Genomic DNA, 26,446 nt, shown 5'->3' with positions numbered 1-26,446 from the left:
GGGCCGCCCGGTATCCGGTCGGCCCTGTCGGTCGTCTCCGGCCGGCTACCACGGCTGGCCCCCCGCCCCGCGCTGTTGGCCGCCTCCACCGCCGCCGTGGCGGTGGCCCTGATCCCGCTCGCCTACCTCGGGGTACGCACCGCCGAGGCCGGCGGGGACCGCATCGTCGCCGAACTCTGGACCGAGCGGGTCGGTCTACTCGCCCTACGCAGTCTCGGGTTGGCCGGCGTGGTCACGATCGCCTGCGTACTGCTCGGCGTCGGCACCGCCTTCCTGGTCACCCGTACCGACCTTCCCGCACGGCGGCTGTTCGCCGTGCTGGCAGCGCTACCGCTGGCGGTCCCCACCTACATCGCCGCGTTCGCCTGGGTCTCGGCCGCTCCCCGGCTGGAGGGCTTCTGGCCGGCGGCCCTGGTCCTCACCCTCTGTTCCTATCCATACGTGCTGCTGCCGGTGGCCGCCGCGCTACGCGGGGCGGATCCCGCGCAGGAGGAGGTGTCCCGGTCCCTGGGGCGCGGTGGGTGGCGCACCTTCACCGCCGTCACGCTGCGACAGATCCGGCCCGCCACCGCCGCCGGGGCGTTGCTGGTCGCGCTGTACGTGCTCTCCGACTTCGGCGCGGTTTCCATCCTGCGCGCGGAGACCTTCACCCGAGCCATCTTCGTCGCCCTCGAACTGGGCTTCGACCGCACCGGGGCGTTGGTGCTCTCCAGCGTGCTGGTCGCGCTGACCGTGCTGCTGCTGGCCGGCGAGACCGCCACCCGCCGTCGCGGAGCCCAGTACGCACGACTTTCCGGCGCGCGCCGTCCGGTGCCCCGGTTGTCGCTCGGTCCGGCGCGCTGGCCGGCCATCGCCGCTCTGCTCGCTGTCGCCGTACTGGCGCTGGGTGTGCCGGCGGTCAGTCTGGGGCGGCGGCTCGTCGCCGGCACGTCCCGCCCGGGCGCGCTGCCCGAGGTGCTCACCGCCGCCGGGAACTCGCTGACCGTGTCGCTGGCCGGTGCCGCGTTGACCATGCTGCTGGCGCTGCCCCTCGGCCTGCTCGCGGCCCGTGCGCCGGGCCCGCTGACGACCGCGCTGGACCGGTTGGCGTACCTCGGTTACGCGCTGCCCGGTGTGGTCGTCGGGCTCTCCCTGATCTTCTTCGGGATCAACGTGGCGTATCCGCTCTACCAGACCCGGTGGTTGCTGGCCCTGGCGTACGCCACGCTGTTCCTGCCGCTGGCGGTCGGCGCGGTGGCCAGTGCCGCCGCCCAGTCCCCCGCCCGGCTGGAGGAGGTGGCGCGCTCACTCGGTCGCGGGCCGTGGACGGTCCTGCGGACGGTGACCCTGCCGCTGATCCTGCCGGGCATCGGCGCCGGAGCGGCGCTGGTGTTCCTCACCGGCATGAAGGAGCTTCCCGCCACCCTGCTGCTGCGTCCCACCGGCACGGACACCCTGGCCACCGAGTTGTGGACCAGCACGGCGGTCGGCGCCTACGCGGCGGCGGCACCCTATGCCGTGCTGTTGGTGGTGGTCTCGGCCCTGCCCACCTGGTGGCTGGTCGCCCGCAGCGGGCTGCTCGACCGGGAGGAGCGGCCATGACCGCACATCAGCCAGCGAACCGTCGGCACAGCGTGCCGCCGTCCCGGGTCGGAACGCAGCGAAGTGGAGGCCGACATGAGTGAGGTCGTGGTCAGTGGCGTGATCAAGCGGTACGGCCGGGTGTCCGCCCTCGCCGGGGTGGACCTGGCCGTACCGTCGGGCCAACTGACCGCCGTCCTCGGCCCGTCCGGTTGCGGAAAGACCACCCTGCTGCGCTGCCTGGCCGGTTTCGAGCGGCTGGACGCCGGGGAGATCCGCATCGACGGCGCGCTGGTGGCGGGCGGCGGACGACACCTACCGGCGCACCGACGCAACATCGCGGTGGTGCCGCAGGAGGGTGCCCTCTTCCCACACCTGAGCGTGGCGGACAACGTCGGCTACGGCCTCGACCGGGCGGCCCGACGTTCGGACCGGGTCGATGAGGTGCTGACCCTCGTCGGGCTGGCCGGGCTCGGCGACCGGATGCCGCATCAGCTCTCCGGCGGGCAGCAGCAACGGGTGGCGGTCGCCCGCGCCCTGGCACCCCGGCCGGCGGTGGTGCTGTTGGACGAGCCGTTCAGCGCCCTCGACGCGGGCCTGCGCGCGGGGCTGCGCCACGACGTCCGTGACGCGCTGCGCGCCGACGGCGCGACCGGTGTGCTCGTCACCCACGACCAGGGTGAGGCGCTGTCGGTCGCCGACCAGGTGGTGGTGCTCCGCGAGGGGCGAGTGGTCCAGGCCGCCGCACCGGCCTCGGTGTACCGCGAGCCGGTCAACCTCTGGGTGGCCGAGTTCGTCGGCGACGCGGTGCTGCTGCCGGCGGTCGTCGAGCAGGGCGTCGCGCGGACCGCGCTGGGTGAGGTGCCGCTCGCCGGTGCGGTGCCCGACGGTCCGGTCACCGCACTGGTACGTCCCGAGCAGGTCCGCCTGACGACGGGCACCGGCGGTGTCGCCGCGACCGTCCTTCGCCACGACTTCCACGGTCACGACGCGCTGGTCGGTCTCGGGCTGCCCGACGGAACCCGGATCACCGCGCGGATCCTCGACGGCGATGCCGCCGTGGCCCTGGGAAGCCAGGTGACGGTACGCGTGGAGGGTGCGGCTCGGGCCTTCCCGACCGACCCGGCCCCCGGCCGTCCATCTCCCGCCCCGGTGCGCCTGGCCGGGTGAGGACCCGGGCGAGGCCGGGGTCACCGCAGCGGCGCCCCCGCGCGGCGACGACGCGAAGCGGCCCGGCGGATCGGTGTGGATCGTCCGCCGGGCCGGTTCACGTCAGGTCAGGTCAGGTCAGGTCAGTTGACCACGAACAGCAGGCGGTTCGGGGAGCCGCTGCCCGGGTTGGACACCACACCGGTGGTGGCGTTGTTGACCAGGTAGCTCTTGACCTGGGCGGGCGAGTAGGAGGGGTTGGCGCCGAGCACGAGGGCGGCGGCACCGGCCACGTGCGGCGAGGCCATCGAGGTACCGCTGATCGTGTTGGTCGCGGTGTTGCTGGTGTGCCAGGCCGACGCGATGCTCGAACCCGGCGCGAAGATGTGCACGCACGAGCCGTAGTTGGAGAACGAGGAGCGGGCGTCGGTGTTGGTGGTCGAGCCGACGGTGATCGCGGTCGAGGTCCGGGCCGGCGAGTAGTTGCAGGCGTTGGCGCTGGAGTTGCCCGCCGCGACGGCGTAGGTGACGCCCGAGGCGATCGAGTTGCGCACGGCGTTGTCGATGGAGGTGCTGGCGCCGCCGCCGAGGCTCATGTTCGCCACGGCCGGCTTCACCGCGTTGGCGGTCACCCAGTTCACGCCGTTGACCACGCTGGTGGTGGTACCGCCGCCGGAGCAGTTGAGCACCTTCACCGCGATCAGACGGACACCCTTGGCCACGCCGTACGTCGAGCCACCGACGGTGCCGGCGACGTGGGTGCCGTGACCGTTGCAGTCGGTGTTGTTGCGGTCCACCGTGTTGGTGCCCCAGGTGGCCCGGCCGCCGAACTGGTTGTGGCTGGTCCGGATGCCCGTGTCGATGATGTACGCCCGCACGTTCGAGGCGGTGTTCGGGTAGGTGAAGGTGCCGTTCAGCGGCCGGTTCCGCTGGTCGATCCGGTCCAGGCCCCAGGGGGCGTTGGTCTGGGTCGCCTGGATGCTGACCACCTGGTCCTGCTCCACGTAGGCCACCGCCGGGTTGGCCGCGAGCCGCGCCGCCTGGGTGGCGGTCATCTTGGCCGCGAAGCCGGTCAGCGCGGCGCTGTAGGTGTCGGAGACGGTGCCCCCGTACCGCTTGACCAGGGTCTTCGCCCGGTCCGGAACGGCGGAGCGGGCCTTCGACGACCCGGCGGCACCGACGGCGTCGGTGTTCAGGACGACGAGGTAGCTCCCGCTGACCGCGTTCGACGCGCCGGCCCCGAGGATTTCCCCGGTGGGTGCGGCGACGGCCGCGGTGGTGCCGGCCGCCGAGACGGCCGCCGCGGTGGCGACGACGGCGAGCGCCCGGATGAACTGCCGTCGCGCGGTAGACCCTGAGGACATGGTGCCTCCCTTACCTGGGCGGCCGACCGGGCTTCTGGCCGGGCGGTCCGCACCCTGGACTGAGTTGGAGAGATGCTAGCGCTAGATCGATGAATATGACAGGGATGTTCGTCGATTGGTTTTCAATGTCACGGCCGATGCCCGTCACCCCGTCGCCACCAGGCAGGATGACGGTGTGGACGGACACGACATGCTGCTCTCCCCCGCCGGAGTCGACGCGTTACGGACCGCGTTGACGCGAGCCGACTTCACCGCCAACGGCATCGCCGCGCGGCTCGGCGCGCAGGCGACCGGCGGGGTCGCCCGCAACGACTTCCGGGCCGCGCTGCGGGCCACCGCCGACCGGGATCCCCTCGCCACCCTGATCCGGGTGTTCATCTGTGAGCAGACCGAGCCGGAGGAGGCGGTCGCCGCCACACTGGCTCCGCTGCCACTGTCCGACGCGCTCGCCGCCGGACTCGTCGAACGGCACGACGACGGGCTGCGGATGGGACTCGACCTGGAGCCGTACGGCGACGACTGGTGGGTCCTCGCGGACGTGCCGGCCAGCGCCCGCCCCGGCCGTCCACTGCACGCCGAACACGTGCTCGGCATCGGCGGGGCGACGCAGACGATGATCGGCGCCGCGCTACGACGGCCGGTCGACACCGCGCTGGACCTGGGCACCGGATCCGGTGTGCAGGCGCTGCACCTGGGCACTCACGCCCGGCAGGTCACCGCCACCGACGTGTCCCGACGCGCGCTGCGCTTCGCCGCCACCACCGCCGCCCTCAACGGCCAGGACTGGGAACTGCTGCACGGTGACATGGTGGCTCCGGTCGCCGGCCGCCGGTTCGACCTCGTGGTGAGCAACCCGCCCTTCGTGGTCGGGCCCGGCACCACCACGCACGTCTACCGCGACTCCGGCCGGGTCGGCGACGCGATCGGCGCCGAGCTGGCCGCCGCCGCACCGGGGCTGCTCACCGAGGGCGGCACCATGCAGTACCTCGCCAACTGGGTGCACGTGACCGGCGAGGACTGGGGCGAGCGGGTCGCCGGCTGGTTCGACGGCACCGGCCTGGACGCCTGGGTCATCCAGCGCGAGGTCGCCGACCCGATGGCGTACGTCAACCTGTGGCTGACCGACGTCGGTGAGGCCGCCGACCCGCAACGGATGGCCGAGTGGCTCGACTGGTTCGACGCGCACAAGGTGGAGGCGATCGGCTTCGGCATCGTCTCGCTGCGCCGTAGCGACCACGACGACCCGGTGCTGCGGGTGGAGGACCTGCGCCAACGCGTACAGCCGCCGATGGGTGATCGGATCGCCGAGTGGTTCGACCGGCAGGACTGGCTGCGCGGGCGGGACACCGACGGTCTGTTGGCCGCGCGTTACCAGGCCGCCGACGGGCTCCAACTACGTCAGGAGGCGACGATGGGATCCGACGGTTGGGCGGTGGAACGGCAGGTCCTCGCCATGCCCGACGGGCTGCGTTGGAGCGAGGAGATCGACCCGCTGGTGCTGGCCCTGGTGGGCGGGGCCGACGGCCGGTTGCCGCTGCGGGACCAGCTGGCGCTGCTCGCCGCCGCCCACGACGTGACCACGGAGGAACTGGCCGAGGCGGCCGGGCCGATCGTGGCGCACCTGGTGGAGCGGGGTTTCGTCACGCCGGTGGTGACCTGATGCGGGCGGTGGTGCAGACCGTCGGTCGGGCCAGCGTGACCGTCGACGGCGAGGTGGTCGGCGCGGTCGACGACGGGTTGCTGGTGTTGCTCGGAGTGACCCACACCGACACCCCGGAGATCGCCCGGACGATGGCCCGCAAGGTGCACGAGTTACGCATCCTCGACGGCGAGCGATCGGCGGCGGACGTCGCCGCGCCGATCCTGGTGGTCAGTCAGTTCACCCTCTACGGCGATGCCCGCAAGGGTCGTCGGCCGACCTGGACCGCGGCCGCGCCGGCGGAGGTGGCGGAGCCGCTGATCGAGGAGGTGGTCCGGGAGCTGCGCCGGCGCGGCGCGACGGTCGCCACCGGCCGGTTCCGCGCGCACATGCTGGTGGAGAGCGTGAACATCGGCCCCCGAACCATCCTCCTCGACCTGTGAGGCCACCGGACACAGGTCAGTGACCGGCTCCGACCACTGTGTGCCGGGCGCGGGGTTCAGCCGAAGAGGCCGCGGCGTTGCAGCGACTGCCGCAGCCAGCTGTCGAGCTGGGCGGCCCAGTCGGTGTTCGCCGCCGAGGCGTGCTCCACGGCGAAGCGACCGAAGACGTCGCGGCCCTCGGTGAACAACCCGCCGCGCTTGTCCAGTTCCAGCACCACCTGCACCTGCCGGGGGTCGGTGACGAAGGTGACCTCCAGTTGGTTCATCGCGCCCGCGTACTGCGGCGGCGGGTAGAACTCGATTTCCTGGTAGAACGGCAACTTCTGGTGGACACCGTAGATGTGGCCACGCTCCACGTCGGCTCGCGAGAACCGGAAACCGAGCCGCAGCAGCGCCTCCAACAGCTGCTCCTGGGCAGGCAGCGGATGCACCGCCACCGCGTCCAGGTCACCCTTGTCGACCGCGCGGGCCACCTCCAACTCGGTACGCAGACCCATCGTCATCCCGTGCAGATGTTGCCCGTACATCTCGGTGAGCGGCGTCTCCCACGGCACCTCGAACCGGAACGGGATGTCGTAGCGCTGCCCCGCCTCCAGCCGGAACGCGCCGGTGACCTGCTGGCGCTGGAACTCCTGGTTGGTGACGTACTCGTTGTCGCCGCTCTCCACCTCCACCCGGGTGAGCAGCCCCAGGGCGACGTAGGTCACGTCGACCCCGTGGTCGCCGCCGGTGACCGCGATGGTGCCCTCCAGATGGCCCCCCGGCCGGCAGTTCGGATTCGACAGCACCGTCTCCACTGACGGGCCGCCAACTCCCATCGCCTGCATGAGCCGTTTGAAGACCACTTCTGCCTCCGTCGTTCGTCGCCCGCATCGGGCGGTTACGCCGGCCCCACGGCCGACCGGTGGCACGGTAATCGGCGTCGACAAGCCGACATCGACGAACCGCCAAACCAACCACGTCACCGAATGCTGACGCAAAGACCACCGCCAGTGTCCGATCGTCTCGCAAAGACTGTCGGTTCCCCGATCGCCTCACTCCCGTTTTACGCCCCGAACGCCAAGCTGTTTGTCACCGGCGCAACTGGCCGGGCGGACACGGCATGGACGTGGACACGGGGAGAGACTGAGATGGCTCAGCAGATGACGGAGTACCGGACGAACGCCGGCACCAACGCGGAGTACGGCGTCGACACCCTGACCGATCTGGACGCCACCGACGAACGCGGTGTCTCCACCGATCTGGTCCGGGCATATTTGAACGGCATCGGTCGGACGAAGCTGCTCACCGCGGTGCAGGAGGTGGACCTGGCCAAGCGCATCGAGGCCGGCCTGTTCGCCGAGGAGAAACTGAACACCTGCGTCCCGGTTTCCGCAGAGTTGCGCGCCGACCTGGAACTGATCGCACGACAGGGCCGGGCCGCGAAAGACCACCTGCTGGAGGCGAATCTGCGCCTGGTGGTCAGCATTGCCAAGCGCTACACCGGCCGTGGCATGGCCTTCCTCGACCTCATCCAGGAAGGCAACCTCGGCCTCATCCGCGCCGTCGAGAAATTCGACTACACCAAGGGCTACAAGTTCTCCACCTACGCCACCTGGTGGATCCGCCAGGCCATCACCCGCGCCATGGCAGACCAGGCCCGCACCATCCGCATCCCGGTCCACATGGTCGAGCAGGTGAACCGGATGGTCCGCGCCCGGCGCGAGCTGGCGGTGTCGCTGGGTCGGGAGCCCACCGTCGCCGAGGTGGCCAAGGTGCTCGACGTGCCCGAGATCCAGGTGATCGAGCTGATCTCGTACGACCGGGAGCCGGTGAGTCTGGACCAGGCTGTCGGCGAGGACGGTGAGAGCGCCCTCGGTGACTTCGTCGCCGCCGTCGACCCGGCCGCCGGGCCCGGCGACGCGGCAGCCCAGGGCGAGCTGCGTAACGAGGTGAGCATCGTGTTGGCCACGCTCTCGCAGCGCGAGCAGGCCGTCATCCGGCTGCGGTTCGGCCTCGACGACGGCCGCCAGCGCACCCTGGACGAGGTCGGTCGGGAGTTCGGCCTCTCCCGTGAGCGGATCCGGCAGATCGAGAAGGTGACGCTGCTGAAGCTGCGGGCACCCGAGCGCGCCCAGCGGTTGGAGGCGTACGCCTGCTGAGCTGAGCGTTCGATCATCGGCCCCGGCGGTACCCGCCGGGGCCGATGCGTGCCTGGTGCTTGACGACGCCCGCACCACCCGGTAGAAACCAATCGGTTATTGAACCGAGAGGTTATCTACCGTGCCCACTGACTTGGACGCCACCTTCGCCGCCCTCGCCGACCCCACCCGGCGGGCCATCCTCGCCCGGCTGGCGGCGGGCGAGGCCACCGTGACCGAACTCGCCGCGCCCTTCGCGATGAGCCAACCGGCCGTCTCCAAGCACCTGCGGGTGCTGGAACGCGCCGGGCTGGTCAGCCGGGGGCGGGACGCCCAACGACGCCCCTGCCGTCTCGAGGCCGCGCCACTGCGGGAGGCCACCGCCTGGCTCGCCGCGTACCGCGACCACTGGGCCGAGCGCTACCAGCGACTGGACGCCCTGCTCGACGAGTTGCGCTCGACCGAGGACGGGCAGGGCATCCCGGGCACCGCCGACGGCAGGGCGAACCCGTGATCGACGACCACCTGGTGGTCGACACGCCAGGCGATCGGGACATCGTGCTGAGCCGCGTCTTCGACGCACCGGCACACCTCGTGTTCGCCGCCTTCACCCGCCCTGACCTGCTCGTGCGTTGGTACGGCGCACGCGGCTGGCAACTGGTCGAGTGCGCGGTGGACCTGCGGGTGGGTGGTCACTGGCGGTTCGAGTCGCAGGGCCCCGACGGGCAACGGATGGTCCAGCGTGGCGTCTACCGGACGATCGTCGCGCCGCACGAACTCGTCTGCACCGAACGCTTCGACGATCAGTCCTACCCCGGCGAGACGCTGATCCGGCACACGTTCACCGAACTCGCCGGAAAGACCACCGTCACCACCACCCTGCGCTACGCCACCCCCGAGGGACGCGCCACCGCCCTGCGGTACCCGATGACCCGAGGAATCACCGAGAGCTACACCCGACTCGCCGCGCTGCTGGCGACACGGACAGGAGGACAGGAATGAACTGGACGTTGGAAGTGGTGGTCGTACCGGTCTCCGATGTGGACCGGGCCAAGGCGTTCTACACCGACCAGCTCGGCTTCGTCGTCGACCACGACACAGTGGTCGGCGACGGCGCGCGCATCGTGCAGTTGACCCCACCCGGATCGGGTTGCTCGGTCGTCATCGGCACGGGTGTGGTGCCGCACATGCCGCCCGGGTCGTTGAAGGGCCTGCAACTCGTCGTACCGGACCTTGCCAAGGCTCGCGCCGAGCTGCTCGAACGAGGCGTCGAGGTGAGCGAGATCCAGGTGCTCGGTGAGAACCGGAGCCCGGTGCCGGATCCGCTGGACAACGTCGGCTTCGTCTTCTTCGACGACCCCGACGGCAACGCCTGGGCGGTGCAGCAGATCTCTTCCCGCCGGTAGAGGGTGAAAGGAAGGGCCCCTTCCTATACACGAGGCGTTAGGAAGGGGCCCTTCCTTTCACAAGCGGCGGGGGCCGGTGTCGGGGCGGGGCACGGCGGCCGAGCCGACCCGGACGTTCGCGTGCAACACGGACAGGCCGTCCGGCCGGGCGAGCACCGGATTCAGCGTCAACGCCCGTACCCGGGGCTGGTCATCGGCGAGGCGGCCGACCCGCAGCAGCAGGTCGGCCAGGGCCGCGCGGTCCACCGGGGCGGCCCCGCGATGACCGCGGAGCAACGGCGCGGCCCGAGGCGCGTCGACCAACTCGGCGGCGTCCCGGTCGGTCAACGGCACCGACCGCCACGCCCGGTCGCCGAGCAACTCCGTGGCCACCCCACCGAGCCCGAACCCGACCACCGGACCGAACGCCGGATCCTCGACCAGTTCCACGACACAGGCCACCCCGGGCGGCACCATCGGCTGCACCAGGACCTCCGCACCGAAGGCCACCGCCAACTCCGTGGCGGCGCGGCGCACGGCGGCGGCGTCCGACAGGTCGAGACGTACCGCACCGAGGTCGAGTCGGTGCCGCAGCCCCGGGGCGGCGGCCTTGAGCGCCACCGGGAACCCGAGCCGTTCGGCCGCCTCGACGGCCTCGTCGACCGAGGTCACCGGCACCGACTCGACCACGTCGATGCCGTACGCGGCCAGCAACGCCGCCACGTCGGTGTCATCGGCCCGCAGCGCCGCCTGCGCCGCCGCCGGGTCCACGTCGGACAGTTCCGGCACGACTCCGGTCGGCCGACGCAGCCATTGCGCGTACGCGGTGACCCGGGACAGCGCCCGGACCGCCTCCTCCACGCTCGGATACGACGGCACCCCGGCCGGGGCGCAACCGACCAGGAAAGTGGCCACCGCCGGTTTGCCGCCGGACAGCGCGGCGGGCAGGGCGGCGCTGAAATCGGCCTCGGTACCGGTGAACTGGCCGGGCAGCGGCGGCGCGAAGAGCACCACCAACGCGTCGACCGACTCGTCGGTGGCGGCTGCGGCCAACGCGTCGGCGAACTCGGCGGCGCTCGCCCTCGGCCCGACATCGCGCGGGTAGCCGGCGGCGACGGTCAGGCCCTGGGCCGCGCAGGCGGTGGCCGCGAGCCCGGTCAGCGCCGAGGAGTTGCCGACCACGCCGACCCGGTTGCCGGCCGGCAGCGGCTGGTTGGCCAGCAGCACACCGACGTCGAGCAACTCACCGACGGTGTCCACCCGGATCACCCCGGACTGGGCGAACAACGCGCTGACAGCTGTGGCATCCGGGCCGGTGGCCCCACCCAGCCCCGCAGGCCGAGCCGGTGAGGCCAACGCCACCACCGGCTTGTCCCGACCGATGCGCCGGGCCAGCCGGGCGAACTTGCGCGGGTTACCGAAGGTCTCCAGGTACAGCATGATCACGTCGGTGCCGGGGTCGTCCTGCCAGTACTGCAACAGGTCGTTACCGGAGACGTCGGCCCGGTTGCCGGCCGAGACGAAGCTGGACAGGCCGAGCCCGCGTCGATCCGCCTCCGCCAGCAGCGCCACGCCGAACGCCCCGGACTGGCTGAAGATGCCCACCCGGCCCGGCACCGGCAGGCGCGGGGCGAGGGTGGCGTTGAGGCGTACCGCCGGATCGGTGTTGGCCACCCCCAGGCAGTTCGGGCCGATCACCCGCATGCCCGCGGCGTGGGCCGCGCGGACCAGGGCCCGCTGCGCGGCGGCACCCTCGACGCCCGCCTCGGCGAAGCCCGCGGAGATCACCACCAGACCGTGCACACCGGCCGCCGCGGCGTCGGCGACCACCACCGGGGCGGCCTCCGGGGGTACCGCCACCACCGCCAGGTCGACCGGCAGCCCGGCGTCGGCCGCCGACGGGTACGCGGGCAGCCCGGCCACCCGCACGGCGCTCGGGTGCACCGGCACCACCGACCCGGTGAATCCGCCGTCGCGCAGGTGCCCGAGCACCGCCGCGCCGACGCCCTGCCCGGTGGCGCTGGCGCCGTAGACGGCGACGCCACGCGGGGCGAGCAGCCGGGCGATGGACCGTGCCTCGGTGCGGTGCTCCCGACCGCGCTGCACCTCCAACGTCGCCTCGGTCGGCGCGATCGGGAAACTCAGGTGCACCACCCCGTCGGCGAACTGACGCTGGATCTGGTAGCCGAAGTCGGCGAAGACCCGCAGCATCTGACCGTTGGCCGGCAGCACCTCGGCCACGAAGTTGACGATTCCGGCGCGGCGGGCGGCATCCGCGAGATGCTCCATCAGCACCGAGCCGATACCCCGACCCTGGTACGCGTCCTCGACGACGAAGGCCACCTCGGCGTCGGGCGACTGCGGCCCGAGCCGCTCGTACCGGCCGACGGCGACGATCCGGTCGCCGGCCAGTACCACGAACGCCTCCCGGTCGTGGTGGTCGACGTTGACGAAGCGGTGCAGGTCCCGCTCCGGAATGCGGGGGTACGGCGAGAAGTAGCGCAGGTAGCGGGTGCGCTCGGAGAAACGGGAGTGCATCGCCACGATCCCGGGCGCGTCCGACGGGTCGATCGGTCGCAACTGGACCGTGCTGCCGTCGCTGAGCAGCACGTCCACGGCTTGTTCGGGAGCGTCCACCTTGGTCGGCTCAGTCAGTCGCGCGGATCGTGCGGGTCGAGGCCGAGCAGCGGGAAGACCGCCTTCCGGGTCGCCGCGATCGCCCGGTCCACCGCGTTCGGCTCTCCCGTGGGCTGCCACGGCTCGTAGCCCGGGTCGACGTCGTCGGTCATCCGCAGCGGCACGTCGAAGCGGGGCCGGCGGGCCCTGGCCAGTTCCCGCCAGGCCGGTGGGGTCAGCGTCGCCGGGTCCAACGGCGCGCCGGTGGCCACCGCCAGCAGATGCGTCCAGGCCCGGGGCACCACCTCGACCAGGGCGTACCCGCCACCGCCGGTGGCCACCCACCGCCCGTCGCACAGCTCGTCGGCGAGCGCCCGCAACGCCAGGTAGGTGGCACGCTGCCCGTCGACGGACAGGTGCAGGTCGGCCAGCGGGTCGACGCGGTGGGCGTCCGCTCCGCACTGGGTGAACAGCAGTTGTGGGCGGAACGCCCGCAGCACCGACGGCACGATCGCGTGGAAGGCACGCTGCCATCCGGCATCCTCGACGCCGGGCGGCAACGGGATGTTGACCGCGGTGCCCGCGGCGTTCGGGCCGCCGGTCTCGTCCGGGAAGCCGGTGCCGGGAAAGAGGGCGAGCGGACTCTCGTGCAGGCTGACGGTGAGCACCCGGGGGTCGTCCCAGAAGATCTGCTGCACCCCGTCGCCGTGGTGCACGTCCACGTCGACGTAGGCGATGCGCTCGGCACCCAGGTCGAGCAGCCGGGCGATGGCCACCGCCGGATCGTTGTAGACGCAGAACCCGGCGGCGCGGGCGGGCATCGCGTGGTGCAGGCCACCCGCGACGTTGACCGCCCGACGGGCCGTTCCCCGCCACACCACCTCGGCCGCGATCACGCTCGCTCCGGCGACCAGCGCGCTGGACTCGTGCATCCCGTCGAACACCGGATTATCCGACGTACCCAGACCGAACCCGGCGAAGAGCGGGTCGCGCGGCGCGATCCGCACCGCGTCCAGGTAGCGCGGGTCGTGCACCCGGGTGAGCAGGGCGTCGTCGGCGGGCGCTGGCGGCACCAGCCGCACCCCGGGCCGTTCCAGGATGCCGAGTTCCCGGGCGAGCGCGATGGTCAACTCCACCCGTACCGGATCCAGCGGGTGGTCACCGAGGTCGTAGGCGAGCAGCGACTCGTCCCAGACCACCACCGTGTCGTCGGACATCTGCCCATGGTCGCACGAGGCCCGGCCGGCGGCCCGGCCACCAGGCCGGACCCCGGTCGGGCGGCGGAGGGCTCAGCCGTTGCCGGGCGCAGGTGTCGGGCCGGTGGCCACCGGTCGGGCCGGGTCGGCGACCCAGTGGCTCCACGAGCCGACGTAGAGCGCGGCGTCCTCCCGCCCGGCCAGGTGCAACGCCAACACGGCCTGGGCGGCGGTGACCCCGGAACCGCAGTACGCGCCGACCGGCGTCCCGGCAGCCACCCCGACGGCGGCGAACCGGCCCCGCAGTTCCTCGACGGCCGGGAAGCGGCCCTCGGTGACGTACTCGGGCGCGGGCAGGTTCACCGCGCCGGGGATGTGGCCGGCGACCGGATCGATCGGCTCGTGCTCGCCCCGGTACCGAGGGGCGGCCCGCACGTCGATCAGGACGCCGTCACCGGCGGCCAGTCGGGCGGCGGACGCGGCGTCCAGCACCGGGAGTGCCCCCGGTCGGACGGTCACATCGCCCGGCGTCACATCTGGTTGTTCGGTGCTGACCGGCAGGCCGGCCGCCGTCCAGGCCGGGTAGCCGCCGTGCAGCAGCCGGACCGGTCGGTGCCCCGCCCAGCGCAGCGTCCACCAGGCCCGGGACGCCGACATCCCGTCACCGCCGTCGTACACCACCACCGGATGACCGGCCCGTACCCCCGCCGCCCGCAGGGCCGCCTCCAGCTTCGCCGGGTCAGGAAGCGGGTGTCGTCCGGCCGGGCCGGGAGCGCCGCACAGCGCGGTGTCCAGGTCGACGAAGACAGCGCCCGGCAGGTGTCCCGCCAGATAGTCGTCCCGGCCGGGAGCCCCGACCAGGCGCCAGCGGACATCGAGCAGGGTCGGCGGGTCGGTGCCGTCCAGTTCGGCGGCGAGCCGCTCGGCCTCGACCAGAAGATCATCAGTAGCGGACATAGCCTTCAGTCAACACCATGAGTGACATGCCCAACGGTTCAGCGACAGACGTTGGGGGTGCGGCAGGGTACCATCGAGCTCTGGAGGGCCGCTGACACCATGAAGTCACACGACCTGGTCGACACGACCGAAATGTACCTGCGTACGATCCTCGAACTTGAGGAAGAGGGTGTGCCTCCGTTGCGCGCCCGGATCGCTGAACGGTTGCGCCAGAGCGGCCCGACAGTCAGTCAGACCGTCGCCCGGATGGAACGCGACGGTCTGCTCACCGTCGAAGGTGACCGGCACCTGAGCCTCACCGAGCGGGGGCGCAGCACCGCCATCTCGGTGATGCGCAAGCACCGCCTCGCCGAGCTGTTGCTGGTCAACGTCATCGGGATGCCCTATGAGGAGGCCCACGAAGAGGCCTGCCGCTGGGAGCACGTGATGAGCGACGCGGTCGAGAAGCGGGTCTACGACCTGCTCAACCGGCCTACTCGGTCGCCGTACGGCAACCCGATCCCGGGCCTGGAGGAACTGGGCTCGCCCAGTCAGGCCGAGCCCGAGCCGGTCGACGGCGAGCGCAACCTGGCCTTCCCCGGCCTCAGCGGCACGGTCGTCGTACGGCGGATCTGCGAGAGCGTGCAGACCGACTCCGAGGTGCTGCGGCAGCTCCACGCGGCCGGCGTCGACCCGGGCGCGACGGTGACCGTGGCGCAGGAGCGCGACGCCGTGTCGATCGACCGTTCCGGCGAGAGCATCCGGCTGCCCCGCGAGATCGCCTCCCGGGTCTTCGTCGCCGCCGCCTGACCGTCGAGCGACCGTCCCGGCGCCGGTCGCTCACCTCAGGTACGGGCAATGTCGGCAACCCCGGCCGCAGCAGGTGCCCCGGCGCGCCAGGAAACCGGCGGTGAGGACGAACAGTCCCGTGGCCGGGTCACGGTAGCCGGCCTCACCCGCAGCCAGGGCGGCGGTGTGCGCGCTGAGAATGCGCTGCCGGTCGGGATGGTCGAGCGGTAACCGCGACGGGTGCGGCTCGGTCAGGGGCCGCGCCGCCAGGGGGCGTCGTTCTCCGCTCATCCCGGGCAGTCTAGGTTTCCCTCACTGGCCTTCATCCGCACCGGCCACGCCCTGGCCGGGTCAGCGGGACGACGTCGACGAAGGAGAGCGCATGGCCCAGTACGCAGTCCTCATCTTCTCGCCGGCACCGGCCGACCCGATGGACCTCACCCCCGACTACGTCGCCCTGCTGGATCGGTACCCGGGCCAGGTGGAGGAGTTGGGCGGCAAGATCGTGACGGGCTTCGCCCTGCAACCGAGCACCACCGCCACCGCGGTACGCGGCGACCTGGTGACCGACGGCCCGTTCATCGAGGCCAAGGAGGTCGTCGCCGGGTTCTTCATCCTAGAAGCGCCGGACCTGGACACTGCGGTGCAGATCGCCAAACTGAACCCGGCCACCATTGACGGCGGGGTGGAGGTCCGACCGTTGTTCACGCCACCCGTCGAGTGAACGGCGGTGGGCGCGGCGTCGCGCCGCCCTCGACCGCCGAGGTGGAACAGGCCGTGGCGGACGCGCACCGCCGTGAGTGGGCCTTCGTGCTCGCCGCCACGGCCCGCGTCGCCGGTGACTTCGACCTCGCCGAGGAGAGCGTCCAGGAGGCGTACCTCGCCGCGCTCAGCGCGTGGGCCCGGGACGGTGTACCGGACCGACCCGGCGCGTGGCTCACCGCGACGGCCCGACGCAAGGCCCTCGACGTGCTGCGCCGTCGGCAGGTGTTACGCGCGAAACTGCCCCTGCTGGTGGAGCCGGACGCCACCGAATTGGATCTCCCGGACGAGGTCGCCGTCCCCGACGACCGGTTGCGCCTGGTCTTCACCTGCTGCCATCCGGTGCTCGGCCGCGAGGCTCAGGCCGCGCTCACCCTGCGTCTGGTCTGCGGGGTGAGCACCGCCGACATCGCCCGCGTCTTCCTGGTCCCCGAACCGACCATGGCGGCCCGGATCACCCGGGCCAAGAAGAGGATCGCCGCCGCCCGGGTGCCCTACCGCGTGCCCGAGGCCGCCGAACTGCCCGAGCGGCTGGACGCGGTACTCACCGTCGTACACCTGCTCTACACCACCGGACACACCGCGCCGACCGGCGGTGACCTGGTCCGCGCGGACCTGGTGGACCGGGCGCTCCACCTGGCCCGGATGCTGGCCGCGTTGATGCCCGACGAACCGGAGGTACGCGGGCTGCTCGCGCTGCTGCTGCTCACCGATGCCCGCCGGGCCACCCGCACCGACGCCGAGGGTCGGCTGCTGCGCCTGGCGGACCAGGACCGCGCCGGATGGGACCGGGAGGCCATCGACGAGGGTCGCCGTCTGGTGCTCGACGCGTTCCACGCCGGACGCCCGGGCCGGTACGCCCTGCAGGCCGCCATCGCCTCGCTGCACGCGCTCGCGCCCAGCTACGAGGCGACCGACTGGCCGCAGATCGTCCGGCTCTACGACGCGTTGCTGGACCGCTGGCCCTCACCGGTGGTCGCGCTGAACCGGGCGGTGGCGGTGTCGATGGTGCACGGCCCGACCGTGGCCCTGGCCGACGTCGACGCCCTCGCCGAGGACCCACGCCTGGCCGGCTATCACTACCTGCCGGCGATCCGGGCCGACCTGCTGCACCGGCTCGGCCGCGACACCGAGGCGGCCGAGGCGTACCGGGCCGCGATCGACCTCGTCGACAACGATGCCGAACGCGTTTTCCTCACCACCCGCCTGGGCCGCGTACAACCTGGCTCCGCCGGACCAGCCGAGCCCCCGACAGTGCGCTGACGAGGCGGAGCCCCGGGCAGTCACCGCCCGGGGCTCCGTCGTGTCGGTGGATCGTCGGTCAGCTGCAACCGCTGGTGGAGCCGCAGCCCTCGCAGACGTAGCAGCTACCGGCCGGGCGCATCTTCGTACCGCAGGTGAAGCAGAGCGGTGCGTCGGCGGCCTTGCCGATCACGGCCTCCAGCAGCTCGGTGCTGGAACCGACCGACGGTGCCGGCTTGACCGCGGCGGCGTCGGCGAGTTCCTGGGCCGGTTGGGCGACCGCGTCGACCTTGGACTCCTCCGGCTTGTTCTCCACCGGGGCGGAGGCCGCCATCGCGGTCAGGTCCGTGCCGTTCGCCTCGGCCTCGGCCTCGGCGGCGAGCTGGGCGGCCCGCTCCTTCGCGGTGAAGATGCCCAGTTCGGCGCGGCGCTCGTAGGGCAGGAAATCCAACGCCAGGCGACGGAAGATGTAGTCCATCACCGAGGCGGCCATCCGCACGTCCGGGTCGTCGGTCATACCCGCCGGCTCGAAGCGCATGTTGGTGAACTTGCTGACGAACGTCTCCAGCGGCACGCCGTACTGCAAGCCGATGGAGATGGCCACCGAGAAGGCGTCCATCACGCCGGCCAGGGTGGAACCCTGCTTCGACATCTTGAGGAAGACCTCGCCGAGACCGTCGTCCGGGTACGACGAGGCGGTGAGGTAGCCCTCGGCTCCGCCCACGGAGAAGGAGATCGTCTCCGACGGGCGCTTCTTCGGCAGCCGCTTGCGCACCGGACGGTACTCGACGACCTTCTCCACCACCGGCTCGACGGCGGCGGACGCCTCCGGCTCGGCCGTCTTCTTCTTCGCCGCCGACAGCGGCTGGCCGACCTTGCAGTTGTCCCGGTAGATGGCCAGCGCCTTGAGGCCCAGCTTCCAGCCCTCGAAGTAAATCTTCTCGACGTCCTCGACGGTGGCCTGCTCCGGCATGTTGACCGTCTTGGAGATGGCGCCGGAGATGAACGGCTGGACCGCCGCCATCATCCGCACGTGGCCCATCGGCGCGATGGACCGCTCGCCCATGGCGCAGTCGAAGACCGGGTAGTGCTCCGGCTTCAGGCCGGGGGCATCCACCACGTGCCCCTGGTCGGCGATGTGCTCGACGATCGCCTCGACCTGCTCCTCCGGGTAGCCGAGGGAGCGCAGGGCGCGCGGCACGGTCTGGTTGACGATCTGCATCGAGCCGCCGCCGACCAGCTTCTTGAACTTGACCAACGCCAGGTCCGGCTCGACGCCGGTGGTGTCGCAGTCCATCATCAGGCCGATGGTGCCGGTCGGCGCGAGCACGCTGGCCTGGGAGTTCCGCCAGCCGTTCTTCTCACCGATCTTGTTGCCGAGCGTCCACTGCTTGGTGGCCTCGCGGACCACGGCGGTGGCCACCGTGCCGGACGGCTTGATCTCGTCGTTGGCGGCGGCGTGCTTGCGCATCACCCGCTTGTGCGGCTCCGCGTTACGGGCGTAGCCGTCGTACGCGCCGACGATGCCGGCCAGCTCGGCCGAGCGGCGGTACGCGGTGCCGGTCATCAGGGAGGTGATCGCGGCGGCCAGCGAGCGGCCCTGGTCCGAGTCGTACGGCAGGCCGGAGGCCATCAGCAGGGCACCCAGATTCGCGTACCCGATGCCGAGCTGCCGGTATGCCCGGGTGGTCTCGCCGATCTTCTCGGTCGGGAAGTCTGCGAAGCAGATCGAGATGTCCATCGCGGTGATGACGAACTCGACGCTCTTGACGAACTTCTCCACCTCGAAGCCACCGTCGGCGCGGAGGAACTTCATCAGGTTCAGCGAGGCGAGGTTGCACGAGGAGTTGTCCAGGTGCAGGTACTCCGAGCACGGGTTCGACGCGGTGATCCGGCCGGTCTCCGGGCAGGTGTGCCAGTCGTTGATGGTGTCGTCGTACTGGAGACCGGGGTCGGCGCACTCCCAGGCGGCCTGGGAGATGGTGCGGAACAGCTTCTTGGCGTCCACGGTGTCGATCACCGCGCCGTCGAGCCGGCCACGCAGGTCGAACGTGCCGGCCTTCTCCACCGCCGACATGAACTCGTCGGAGACCCGGACCGAGTTGTTGGCGTTCTGGTACTGCACGCTGACGATGTCGGCACCACCGAGGTCCATGTCGAACCCGGCGTCGCGCAGCGCGCGGATCTTGTCCTCCTCGCGCGCCTTGGTGACCACGAACTCCTCGATGTCGGGGTGGTCGACGTCGAGGATGACCATCTTGGCCGCGCGCCGCGTGGCGCCGCCGGACTTGATGGTGCCGGCGCTGGCGTCGGCACCGCGCATGAAGCTGACCGGGCCGGAGGCGGTGCCGCCGGAGGAGAGCAGCTCCTTGGAGGACCGGATCCGGGAGAGGTTCACGCCGGAGCCGGAGCCGCCCTTGAAGATCAGCCCCTCCTCCTTGTACCAGTCCAGGATGGAGTCCATCGAGTCGTCGACGGACAGGATGAAACAGTTGTGCACCCGGAGGTTGCCGGCCAGGAACTCGCCGCTCTCGGTCTGGATGTCGTAGACCTCCATCGACCCGATCGGCTCGATGCGGTCGATCTCCAGCCGCTTGACATCCGCTGCGGGCCGGCCCGGCTCGGCGAAGCCCGCTTCGAGCTCGGCCATCTTCACCGCGCCGACGAACCCGATGTGGGTGGCGAAGAGATCCCGGTCGCCGTCGTTCTGGATGCGGACCGTCCACACGCCCTTGCGATCCGGACGCGGATCCGCCTTGAACGACACCCGGGAGAAGATCCCGAAGCGCAGCAACAGGCTCTGCACGCCCCGGATCAGTTCCTCCGAGATCATGTCCACCGCGACGAGCGTGGACCGCTCGCGCGCCGAGACGTAACCCTCGGCTTGGAAGATGCTGCGCAGATACGCGGCGACGACCGGCAGCGGTGCCGTGAACAGCCGCTGCGGCACCCGCATTTCGGTACCCCGGGGCAGCAGGTCCCACTTCTCCACAAACGGGCGAAGGTGCTCGCCGTAGAGGCAGGTATGCCGGACGTCGAGGTTCTGATCCTGAGTGGTCACCGGGCGCTCCTTGCGGTGCGCGTCCGGGAACACCTCGTCGAGGGCGGTGGTGACCCAGTCCAGTTCATCGTCGTCGACGGTCATCGCCTCGATCGTCAACGACCGGTTCGTGCCCTCGGCGTACTGGCCGACGAAGCCGTCCGACTGCAACCAGCCAGCCAACGCGGCCTCGCGGATCTCCCGCAGGTCCAGTTCGCTCTCGCCGTAGGCGTAGGTGCGGTGCCATTCGAGCTTGTCGCCCGGGTTCAGGGTGCCGGCCTCGACCCACTCACCGGTGCCGCTGCCCGTGCTCTTCCAGACCACGTGATCCGGGGTGACATCGAGCGTATAGCCCGCCTTGGTGTGCAGTCGGAGGACTTCGCGCACCCCGTTGGCCTTGACGGCGACAATGCTGGTGAGGCCGGTGCCGTCGTAGACCTTGGCACCGACGGCGCCGTCTTCGACAAGCTTGCCGATCGGCACCAGGCCGCCGGGGGTGCTGACCAGGGAGTCGTACGGCAGGCACGCGCTGACCTGCTGGGGCGACGGGGTGCCGACGTTGAACCAGACCGGGGAGTTGAAGCTGAACACCTGGTTCAGCAGCATCCAGGTCAGCTCGTGCGCGAAGACCTCGGCGTCGGCCGGGGAGGCGAAGTAGCCGTACTCCTCACCGGCGGTGCGGTAGGTGGTGACCACCCGGTCGATCAACTGCTTGAGCGACCACTCCCGTTCCGGGGTCCCCACCGCGCCCCGGAAGTACTTGGTGGTCACGATGTTGGCCGCGTTGACGCTCCAACCCTCCGGGAACTCCACGCCCCGCTGCTCGAAGTTGATCGAGCCGTCCCGCCAGTTGGTCATCACGACGTCACGGCGTTCCCAGGTGACCTCGTCGTACGGGTGCACGCCCTCGGTCGTCCAGACCCGCTCGACCTTGAGCCCCGCGCCTGCCTTGCTTCGTGACCTGCTTGTCGTCACACCGTCCCCCGGCATCTCATCCGCCCCCTCGTCCGCGCGGGCCCGCCGCGCGATCCGACTGTCACTGGTACTGCTGAAAAGAACTACTGCGCGTGACCGGCGGCGCTGGCCGCCTCGGCACCGTCTTCCTCCCGGGCGCGTGCCGCTGCCCGTAGCGTCTCGATCTCCCGCTCGAAGTCGGCGAGCGAGTCGAACGACCGGTAGACGCTGGCGAAGCGCAGGTAGGCGACCTCGTCCAGGTCCCGCAGCGGGCCCAGGATGGCCAGCCCCACCTCGTGGCTGGGAATCTCGGCCGCTCCCTTGGCCCGGACGGTCTCTTCGACCCGCTGCGCCAGCAGCGCGATCGAGTCCTCGTCGACGGGCCGGCCCTGGCACGCCTTGCGCACCCCACCGATGATCTTCGTCCGGCTGAACGGCTCGGTGACACCGCTGCGCTTGACCACGGCGAGCACCGCCTCCTCGACGGTGGTGAACCGCTTGCCGCACTCGGGGCAGGCCCGCCGCCGCCGGATCAGTTGACCGTCGTCGGCCTCTCGCGAGTCGACCACGCGGGAGTCGGCGTGCCGGCAGTACGGACACCGCATCGCCCGACCTCCTTTGATCGACCACAGGTCCGCCCGCCCGCGCTCCGGGCACGCCTCAGTGAGCCGGAGCCATCTCCGCAGGATTGGCCCGGCTTGGCGGTGCGGGGAGTGCGGTCGGTAGTCGAACCCAACCTGTAGGCAACTTACGCCCATGTGACTACTACATCTAGGGGTTGACCGTATGCCGCCGACGATCCGGGGTCAAGTTGGCCGGCGTGTTCGGCGCGTCACCGACAAACCCCAACAGCACCACCCGTCACCCGCAACCGGAGAGCCCAACGCGATCCGGCGACGCGGGTTACCACCCTCCGGCCAACGCGCCGACAATTCCTTCACCTCGAACAGACGTACTATTACGGCGGTCGTGATGGATTTCCACGTCAACACGCCGCGGCAGGTCGTACAGATGTTTGAAAAAGACCGATCTCACCTATACGGTCATGAACAACCGGAGGCGACCATGGTCGACCCACCGGCCGACAGATCACCGCGCGCACCACGAGCCGCCGAGGCACTTCAGCGCCGACCAGGGAGGACGGACGTGACCGAGGACCGGGCCAACCGGCCCCAGAGCCCGCAACAGAGCATCCCGGCGGGCACCCAGGCCGCCCGACGCCGCACCGTCACCCGCGCCCGTTCCGGCCAGCCGGCCGTGCGCCCGGTGGCCCCGGTGGTCAGCGGCTTCCCCGACCCGGCCACGGTGGATCTGACCGCCCGACAGCGACGCATCCTGGAGTTCATCCGCACCTGGGTGGAGCGCCACGGTTACCCGCCGAGCGTGCGGGAGATCGGTGAGGCGGTCGGGCTGGTCTCCCCGTCCAGCGTCGCCTACCAGCTGAAGGAGCTGGAGAAGAAGGGCTTCCTGCGGCGCGACCCGAACCGGCCCCGGGCGGTCGACGTGCGCTCCCCGAGCGATGTCGACGACGAGCTGAGCCGCTCCCAGCGGCCCACCCCGGCCTACGTGCCGATGCTCGGCCGGATCGCCGCCGGTGGGCCGATCCTCGCCGAGCAGTCGATGGAAGACGTCTTCCCCCTCCCCCGCGAGCTGGTCGGCGAGGGCGAGGTCTTCATGCTCCAGGTCAAGGGTGACTCGATGCTCGACGCGGCGATCTGCGACGGCGACTGGGTGGTCGTCCGGCAGCAGCCGACCGCGGACTCAGGTGAGATCGTCGCCGCCATGCTCGACGGCGAGGCGACCGTGAAGACCTACCGGCTACGTGACGGTCACGTCTGGCTGATGCCGCAGAATCCGGCCTTCGACCCGATCCCTGGTGACGACGCCACCATCATGGGCCGGGTGGTGGCGGTGCTGCGCCGCATCTGACCTGCGGCAGACGACGGTGCTGGCCCGAGGTCAGCACCGTCACCAGGGGTCAGTACCGGTCGCCCCGGTAGCCGTAGTTGCCGCCACGCACCTGGCCGTACGACCCGCCGTCGTCCTCGCGGTAGCGGGCGGAACGTCGCCCCCGGTACTCGGGCTCGGTCGGGCCGCCCCGTCGAGGCGGCTCAGCACGCCCGCTTCCGCCGGGCTGTCCGCCACCGCCGTAGACACCGCCACCGGGGCGTCCACCGCCACCGGCAGGTCGCCCGCCGCCGGGCCGCCCGTAGACGGGGGCGCTCTCGCCCGGTCGGCCACCACCGCCGTACACGCCACCGCCGCCCTGACCCGGGCCGGCGGCCGGTCGGCCACCGCCGCCGTAGACACCGCCGGAGCGTGCCCCACCGCTGGGCCGCCCGCCGGCCGGCGAGCCACCGTAGACACCGCCCCCGGCCGGAGCCCCGCCGTAGACCCCACCCCGGCTCTGGTCCCGCGCCGGGCCGAATCCGTCGTCCCGGCGGCCCGGGGCGTCGGCGACATCGTCGCCGTCGCGCTTGCGGGCGGTGGGCACCGGGCGCTTACGGGCCCGCAGGATGCCGAAGATGCCCGCGCCGACGAGCAGGGCACCGATCACGCCGACCCCGGCGATCAGGTACATGATGTCGGTCGGGTTCAGATCGTCGAGGAACGACTGCCCGGCCTTCCCCTCGCCGGGATCACTGGCCAGGTTCTTCGGGCCCTCCGTGGAGGGGGTGTAGCTGAGGATGTTGACCGGGTCGTCATCCTCCAGGTGCCCGGCGTCGGAGACGGTCAGGAACGTCTTGCCGTCGGTCGAGTAGGCGATCGCCTCGCCGAACGGGTCGGCCAGGGCGGTGACCCGGGGCGTGCCGGTGGTGATGGCGGCGACGATGTCGCCGTTCTCGACGTCGTACTCGAAGGCGTCGGCATAGGTACGCAAAACCACCCGCGAGCCGTCCGGAGACCGTGCCGCGCCGGTGATCGCGACTCGACCGAAGGTGCTCAGCGGGTTCTCGGTGTCCGTCCTCGGCAACTCGACGTCGCCGACCTTCTTCATCGGCACCGGCTCGGTGTCGCCGGTCTTCAACGGCCCGTCCGGGGTGAAGATCTCGGCCTTGCCGGCGGTGACCTTCGTGATGATCAGCGGCATCTTGTCGGCGCCGATCAGCAGCGCCTCGGCGTCGCGCGGCTTGTTGTCCGGGTAGGACAGCCGGTGCAGCTTGGGTTGGCTGCGACCGCTGATCGGCATACTCCAGACCGCCACCTGCTTGCGACGCTCACGGCTGGTCACGTTGTCGCCGGTGTCGGCGATCCACAAGGTCTTGCCGTCCGGCGAGACGGCGAGGTCCTCGGTGTCGTACGGCCCACCACCCGAGTAGGGGACCTCGCGGACGACGTCGCAGTCCTTGTTGAGGTAGAAGACCCGCTTGCGGTTCTCCTGCTCGCTGCTGTCGTTGACGACGATGTAGCCGTTCTTGGTCACCACCAGGCCGGACAGCTCACGCAACCGCGGGTCGGTGATCGAGCACTGCTTCTTTCCCGCCGCCGTGATCGGCGGCCCCACCACGGCGTGCGGTGGCGCCGCCACCACGGAAGACGCTGCCTTGGCGGGTGAGCCGGGCGCTACCAGCGCGGCACCGGCGACCGCCACGGTGGCCCCGACCAGGCCGAGGGCAGCCGTGACGGAGGAGACAGTGCGGAGCATGAAAGAAGTGTCGCATGCCGCAGGTTTCCGCTGGGTGACGCGGCGGCCCCACCGCCGCCGACAATCACCGCGCGCTACCGACCACCTGCGTTGCGTCGTGATACGGGAGCAGTTCGGCCGCGAGTGCCTCGTTGACCCGTACGTGCACCATCGTCCCTTCCGCCAGGTGGGCGGTGCTGAGCACCTCGCCCTGCCGGTGCAGCCGGGCCACCAGGTCACCCCGGTCGTACGGCAGCACCACGCGTACCTCGACGGCCGGGCGGGGCAACCGCCGCTCGATCGTCTCGCGCAGGTCGTCGATGCCCAGGCCGCTGTGCGCGGAGACGAAGACCGCCTCCGGCCAGAGCCGCTTGAGCCGCAGCAGCGTCTCCTCGTCGGCCGCGTCGACCTTGTTAACCACCAGCAGCTCCGGCAGCCGGTCGGCACCGACCTCGCCCAGCACCTCCCGGACGGCCCGGACCTGCTCCTCCGGATCGGGGTGGGCACCGTCGACGACGTGCACGACCAGGTCCGCCTCGGCGACCTCCTCCAGCGTCGAGCGGAACGCCTCGACGATCTGGTGCGGCAGGTGCCGGACGAAGCCCACCGTGTCGCTGAGGGTGTAGACCCGCCCGTCGGAGGTGGTGGCGCGGCGGGTGGTCGGATCGAGCGTGGCGAACAGCGCGTCCTCCACCAGCACGCCGGCCCCGGTCAGGCGGTTCAGCAGGCTGGACTTTCCGGCGTTGGTGTAACCGGCGATCGCCACCGCGGGCACCGCGTTACGGGTACGGCGGGCGCGCTTGGTCTCGCGTACCGTCCGCATGGCCTTGATCTCGCGGCGGAGCCGCGCGATGCGGTGCCGGATGCGCCGCCTGTCGGTTTCCAGCTTGGTCTCACCGGGACCACGGACACCGACGCCACCACCGGCACCACCGCCCCGGCCGGACCCACCGGTCTGCCGGGACAACGTCTCACCCCAGCCGCGCAGCCGAGGGAGGAGGTATTCCAGCTGGGCCAACTCGACCTGCGCCCGACCCTCCTTGCTCTTGGCGTGCTGGGCGAAGATGTCGAGGATCAGCGCGGTGCGGTCAACCACCTTGACCTTGGTGCGCTGTTCCAGGTTGCGCAGCTGGGACGGGGACAACTCACCGTCGCAGATCACCGTGTCGGCACCGGAGGAGAGCACCACCGAGCCGAGGTCGTCGACCTTGCCGCGACCGATGTAGGTCGCCGGGTCGGGACGGTTGCGCCGTTGGATGAGCCCTTCGAGCACCTGCGAACCGGCGGTCTCCGCCAGCGCGGCCAGCTCGGTGAGGGAGTTCTCCGCGTCGGCCTGAGTGCCCTCGGTCCAGACGCCGACGAGGACCACCCGCTCCAGTCGGAGCTGCCGGTATTCGACCTCGGTGACGTCGGTCAGCTCGGTGGAGAGGCCAGGGACCCTTCGCAGCGCCTGCCGCTCGGAGAGCTCGTACTCGCCGGTGGTGGTGTCGAGCTCGTCGTCGGAGATGTGAACGTAGGTCTCCTGGTCTCGCAAGCGATCTCTCCTGTCCGTTCTGTGCAGGTACCGAGCAATCCTGACATGTGTCAACGCCCGACGCACCTGGTATATGCCCGCCTGATGGCGGT

The 26,446-nt window shown here is 71.2% G+C and carries 21 protein-coding genes and 3 pseudogenes; 12 read left to right on the top strand and 12 right to left on the bottom strand.

Annotated elements, in window-relative coordinates; genetic code table 11:
• Positions 1–72 precede the first annotated feature (72 nt).
• Positions 73–1,581, top strand: coding sequence for an ABC transporter permease (locus ACLQ2S_RS04980; protein ID WP_375335311.1), 1,509 nt, complete (start codon positions 73–75; stop codon positions 1,579–1,581).
• A gap of 75 nt (positions 1,582–1,656) precedes the next feature.
• On the top strand, positions 1,657–2,730 hold the full coding sequence (locus ACLQ2S_RS04975) for an ABC transporter ATP-binding protein (protein ID WP_425701198.1): 1,074 nt from the start codon (positions 1,657–1,659) through the stop codon (positions 2,728–2,730).
• A 122-nt stretch (positions 2,731–2,852) separates the two neighbouring features.
• Here ACLQ2S_RS04975 and ACLQ2S_RS04970 read toward each other — a convergent pair whose 3' ends face one another.
• A complete protein-coding gene (locus ACLQ2S_RS04970; protein ID WP_155215559.1) occupies positions 2,853–4,073 on the bottom strand; it encodes a S8 family peptidase in 1,221 nt (406 codons plus the stop codon).
• 175 nt (positions 4,074–4,248) lie between these two features.
• Between ACLQ2S_RS04970 and ACLQ2S_RS04965 the strand changes: the two genes are divergently transcribed.
• Positions 4,249–5,733 (top strand): DUF7059 domain-containing protein, encoded by a 1,485-nt coding sequence (locus ACLQ2S_RS04965; RefSeq protein WP_425701197.1) that lies wholly within the window; start codon positions 4,249–4,251, stop codon positions 5,731–5,733.
• Positions 5,733–6,155, top strand: a complete 423-nt coding sequence (gene dtd / locus ACLQ2S_RS04960; RefSeq protein WP_155215560.1) for a D-aminoacyl-tRNA deacylase — start codon at positions 5,733–5,735, stop codon at positions 6,153–6,155. The genes ACLQ2S_RS04965 and dtd overlap by 1 nt, the downstream gene beginning before the upstream one ends.
• Positions 6,156–6,211: 56 nt before the next feature.
• On the opposite strand, the gene ACLQ2S_RS04955 is transcribed toward dtd, so the two are convergent.
• A complete protein-coding gene (locus ACLQ2S_RS04955) occupies positions 6,212–7,000 on the bottom strand; it encodes a sporulation protein (RefSeq protein ID WP_309222819.1) in 789 nt (262 codons plus the stop codon).
• A 285-nt stretch (positions 7,001–7,285) separates the two neighbouring features.
• Here ACLQ2S_RS04955 and sigB point away from each other — a divergent pair, with 285 nt between their 5' ends.
• The 4 genes from sigB to ACLQ2S_RS04935 all read left to right on the top strand — a co-directional run bounded on the left by sigB (position 7,286) and on the right by ACLQ2S_RS04935 (position 9,681).
• Complete coding sequence (gene sigB / locus ACLQ2S_RS04950; RefSeq protein WP_305070127.1) at positions 7,286–8,296, top strand: RNA polymerase sigma factor SigB; 1,011 nt, start codon at positions 7,286–7,288, stop codon at positions 8,294–8,296.
• 121 nt (positions 8,297–8,417) lie between these two features.
• The gene (locus ACLQ2S_RS04945; protein ID WP_309222820.1) at positions 8,418–8,789 is read left to right on the top strand and encodes an ArsR/SmtB family transcription factor; all 372 of its coding nucleotides are present in this window, start codon (positions 8,418–8,420) and stop codon (positions 8,787–8,789) included.
• Entirely contained in the window at positions 8,786–9,277 is a 492-nt protein-coding gene (locus ACLQ2S_RS04940; RefSeq protein WP_309222821.1) for an SRPBCC family protein, read from the top strand. Before ACLQ2S_RS04945 ends, ACLQ2S_RS04940 begins: the two co-directional genes overlap by 4 nt.
• Positions 9,274–9,681 carry a VOC family protein gene (locus tag ACLQ2S_RS04935; protein ID WP_155215561.1) on the top strand — a complete coding sequence of 136 codons (408 nt, stop codon included), beginning with the start codon at positions 9,274–9,276 and terminating at the stop codon, positions 9,679–9,681. Before ACLQ2S_RS04940 ends, ACLQ2S_RS04935 begins: the two co-directional genes overlap by 4 nt.
• A 57-nt stretch (positions 9,682–9,738) precedes the next feature.
• On the opposite strand, the gene ACLQ2S_RS04930 is transcribed toward ACLQ2S_RS04935, so the two are convergent.
• From ACLQ2S_RS04930 to ACLQ2S_RS04920, 3 genes are all read right to left on the bottom strand, one after another.
• Complete coding sequence (locus tag ACLQ2S_RS04930) at positions 9,739–12,297, bottom strand: GNAT family N-acetyltransferase (RefSeq protein ID WP_425701196.1); 2,559 nt, start codon at positions 12,295–12,297, stop codon at positions 9,739–9,741.
• Between the two features lie 14 nt (positions 12,298–12,311).
• The gene (locus ACLQ2S_RS04925; RefSeq protein ID WP_425701195.1) at positions 12,312–13,493 is read right to left on the bottom strand and encodes an acetoin utilization protein AcuC; all 1,182 of its coding nucleotides are present in this window, start codon (positions 13,491–13,493) and stop codon (positions 12,312–12,314) included.
• Positions 13,494–13,565: 72 nt separating this feature from the next.
• Positions 13,566–14,429, bottom strand: a complete 864-nt coding sequence (locus ACLQ2S_RS04920) for a sulfurtransferase (protein WP_425701194.1) — start codon at positions 14,427–14,429, stop codon at positions 13,566–13,568.
• Positions 14,430–14,528: 99 nt separating this feature from the next.
• Between ACLQ2S_RS04920 and ACLQ2S_RS04915 the strand changes: the two genes are divergently transcribed.
• Positions 14,529–15,218, top strand: a complete 690-nt coding sequence (locus ACLQ2S_RS04915) for a metal-dependent transcriptional regulator (protein WP_155215564.1) — start codon at positions 14,529–14,531, stop codon at positions 15,216–15,218.
• A 30-nt stretch (positions 15,219–15,248) separates the two neighbouring features.
• On the opposite strand, the gene ACLQ2S_RS04910 is transcribed toward ACLQ2S_RS04915, so the two are convergent.
• On the bottom strand, positions 15,249–15,488 hold the full coding sequence (locus ACLQ2S_RS04910; RefSeq protein ID WP_155215565.1) for a DUF5522 domain-containing protein: 240 nt from the start codon (positions 15,486–15,488) through the stop codon (positions 15,249–15,251).
• Positions 15,489–15,579: 91 nt separating this feature from the next.
• On the opposite strand from ACLQ2S_RS04910, the gene ACLQ2S_RS04905 reads away from it, so the two are divergent.
• Both ACLQ2S_RS04905 and ACLQ2S_RS04900 read left to right on the top strand, forming a co-directional pair.
• On the top strand, positions 15,580–15,921 hold the full coding sequence (locus ACLQ2S_RS04905) for a YciI family protein (protein WP_155215566.1): 342 nt from the start codon (positions 15,580–15,582) through the stop codon (positions 15,919–15,921).
• Positions 15,922–16,007: 86 nt separating this feature from the next.
• On the top strand, positions 16,008–17,222 hold the full coding sequence (locus tag ACLQ2S_RS04900; RefSeq protein WP_425701281.1) for an RNA polymerase sigma factor: 1,215 nt from the start codon (positions 16,008–16,010) through the stop codon (positions 17,220–17,222).
• A gap of 58 nt (positions 17,223–17,280) precedes the next feature.
• On the opposite strand, the pseudogene ACLQ2S_RS04895 reads toward ACLQ2S_RS04900, so the two are convergent.
• The 4 genes and pseudogenes from ACLQ2S_RS04895 to nrdR all read right to left on the bottom strand — a co-directional run.
• Positions 17,281–19,704 (bottom strand): annotated as a pseudogene (locus ACLQ2S_RS04895) (vitamin B12-dependent ribonucleotide reductase); the annotation flags it as partial.
• A 177-nt stretch (positions 19,705–19,881) separates the two neighbouring features.
• Positions 19,882–20,763 (bottom strand): annotated as a pseudogene (locus ACLQ2S_RS04890) (LAGLIDADG family homing endonuclease); the annotation flags it as partial.
• Positions 20,764–21,231, bottom strand: a pseudogene (locus tag ACLQ2S_RS04885) (vitamin B12-dependent ribonucleotide reductase); the annotation flags it as partial.
• A 68-nt stretch (positions 21,232–21,299) separates the two neighbouring features.
• A complete protein-coding gene (gene nrdR / locus ACLQ2S_RS04880) occupies positions 21,300–21,800 on the bottom strand; it encodes a transcriptional regulator NrdR (RefSeq protein ID WP_155215568.1) in 501 nt (166 codons plus the stop codon).
• Positions 21,801–22,341: 541 nt separating this feature from the next.
• Between nrdR and lexA the strand changes: the two genes are divergently transcribed.
• The gene (gene lexA, locus ACLQ2S_RS04875; RefSeq protein ID WP_309222823.1) at positions 22,342–23,124 is read left to right on the top strand and encodes a transcriptional repressor LexA; all 783 of its coding nucleotides are present in this window, start codon (positions 22,342–22,344) and stop codon (positions 23,122–23,124) included.
• Between the two features lie 49 nt (positions 23,125–23,173).
• On the opposite strand, the gene ACLQ2S_RS04870 is transcribed toward lexA, so the two are convergent.
• Positions 23,174–24,841: a hypothetical protein gene (locus tag ACLQ2S_RS04870; protein ID WP_155215569.1), complete on the bottom strand. Its 1,668-nt coding sequence runs from the start codon at positions 24,839–24,841 to the stop codon at positions 23,174–23,176.
• A gap of 64 nt (positions 24,842–24,905) precedes the next feature.
• Positions 24,906–26,354 (bottom strand): GTPase HflX, encoded by a 1,449-nt coding sequence (hflX, locus tag ACLQ2S_RS04865; protein WP_155215570.1) that lies wholly within the window; start codon positions 26,352–26,354, stop codon positions 24,906–24,908.
• Positions 26,355–26,446: the final 92 nt, after the last annotated feature.

This window comes from Micromonospora sp. DT48 (genome assembly GCF_049844495.1).
Classification (GTDB): Bacteria; Actinomycetota; Actinomycetes; order Mycobacteriales; family Micromonosporaceae; genus Micromonospora.
This window is presented reverse-complemented; position numbering and strand designations above follow the sequence as displayed.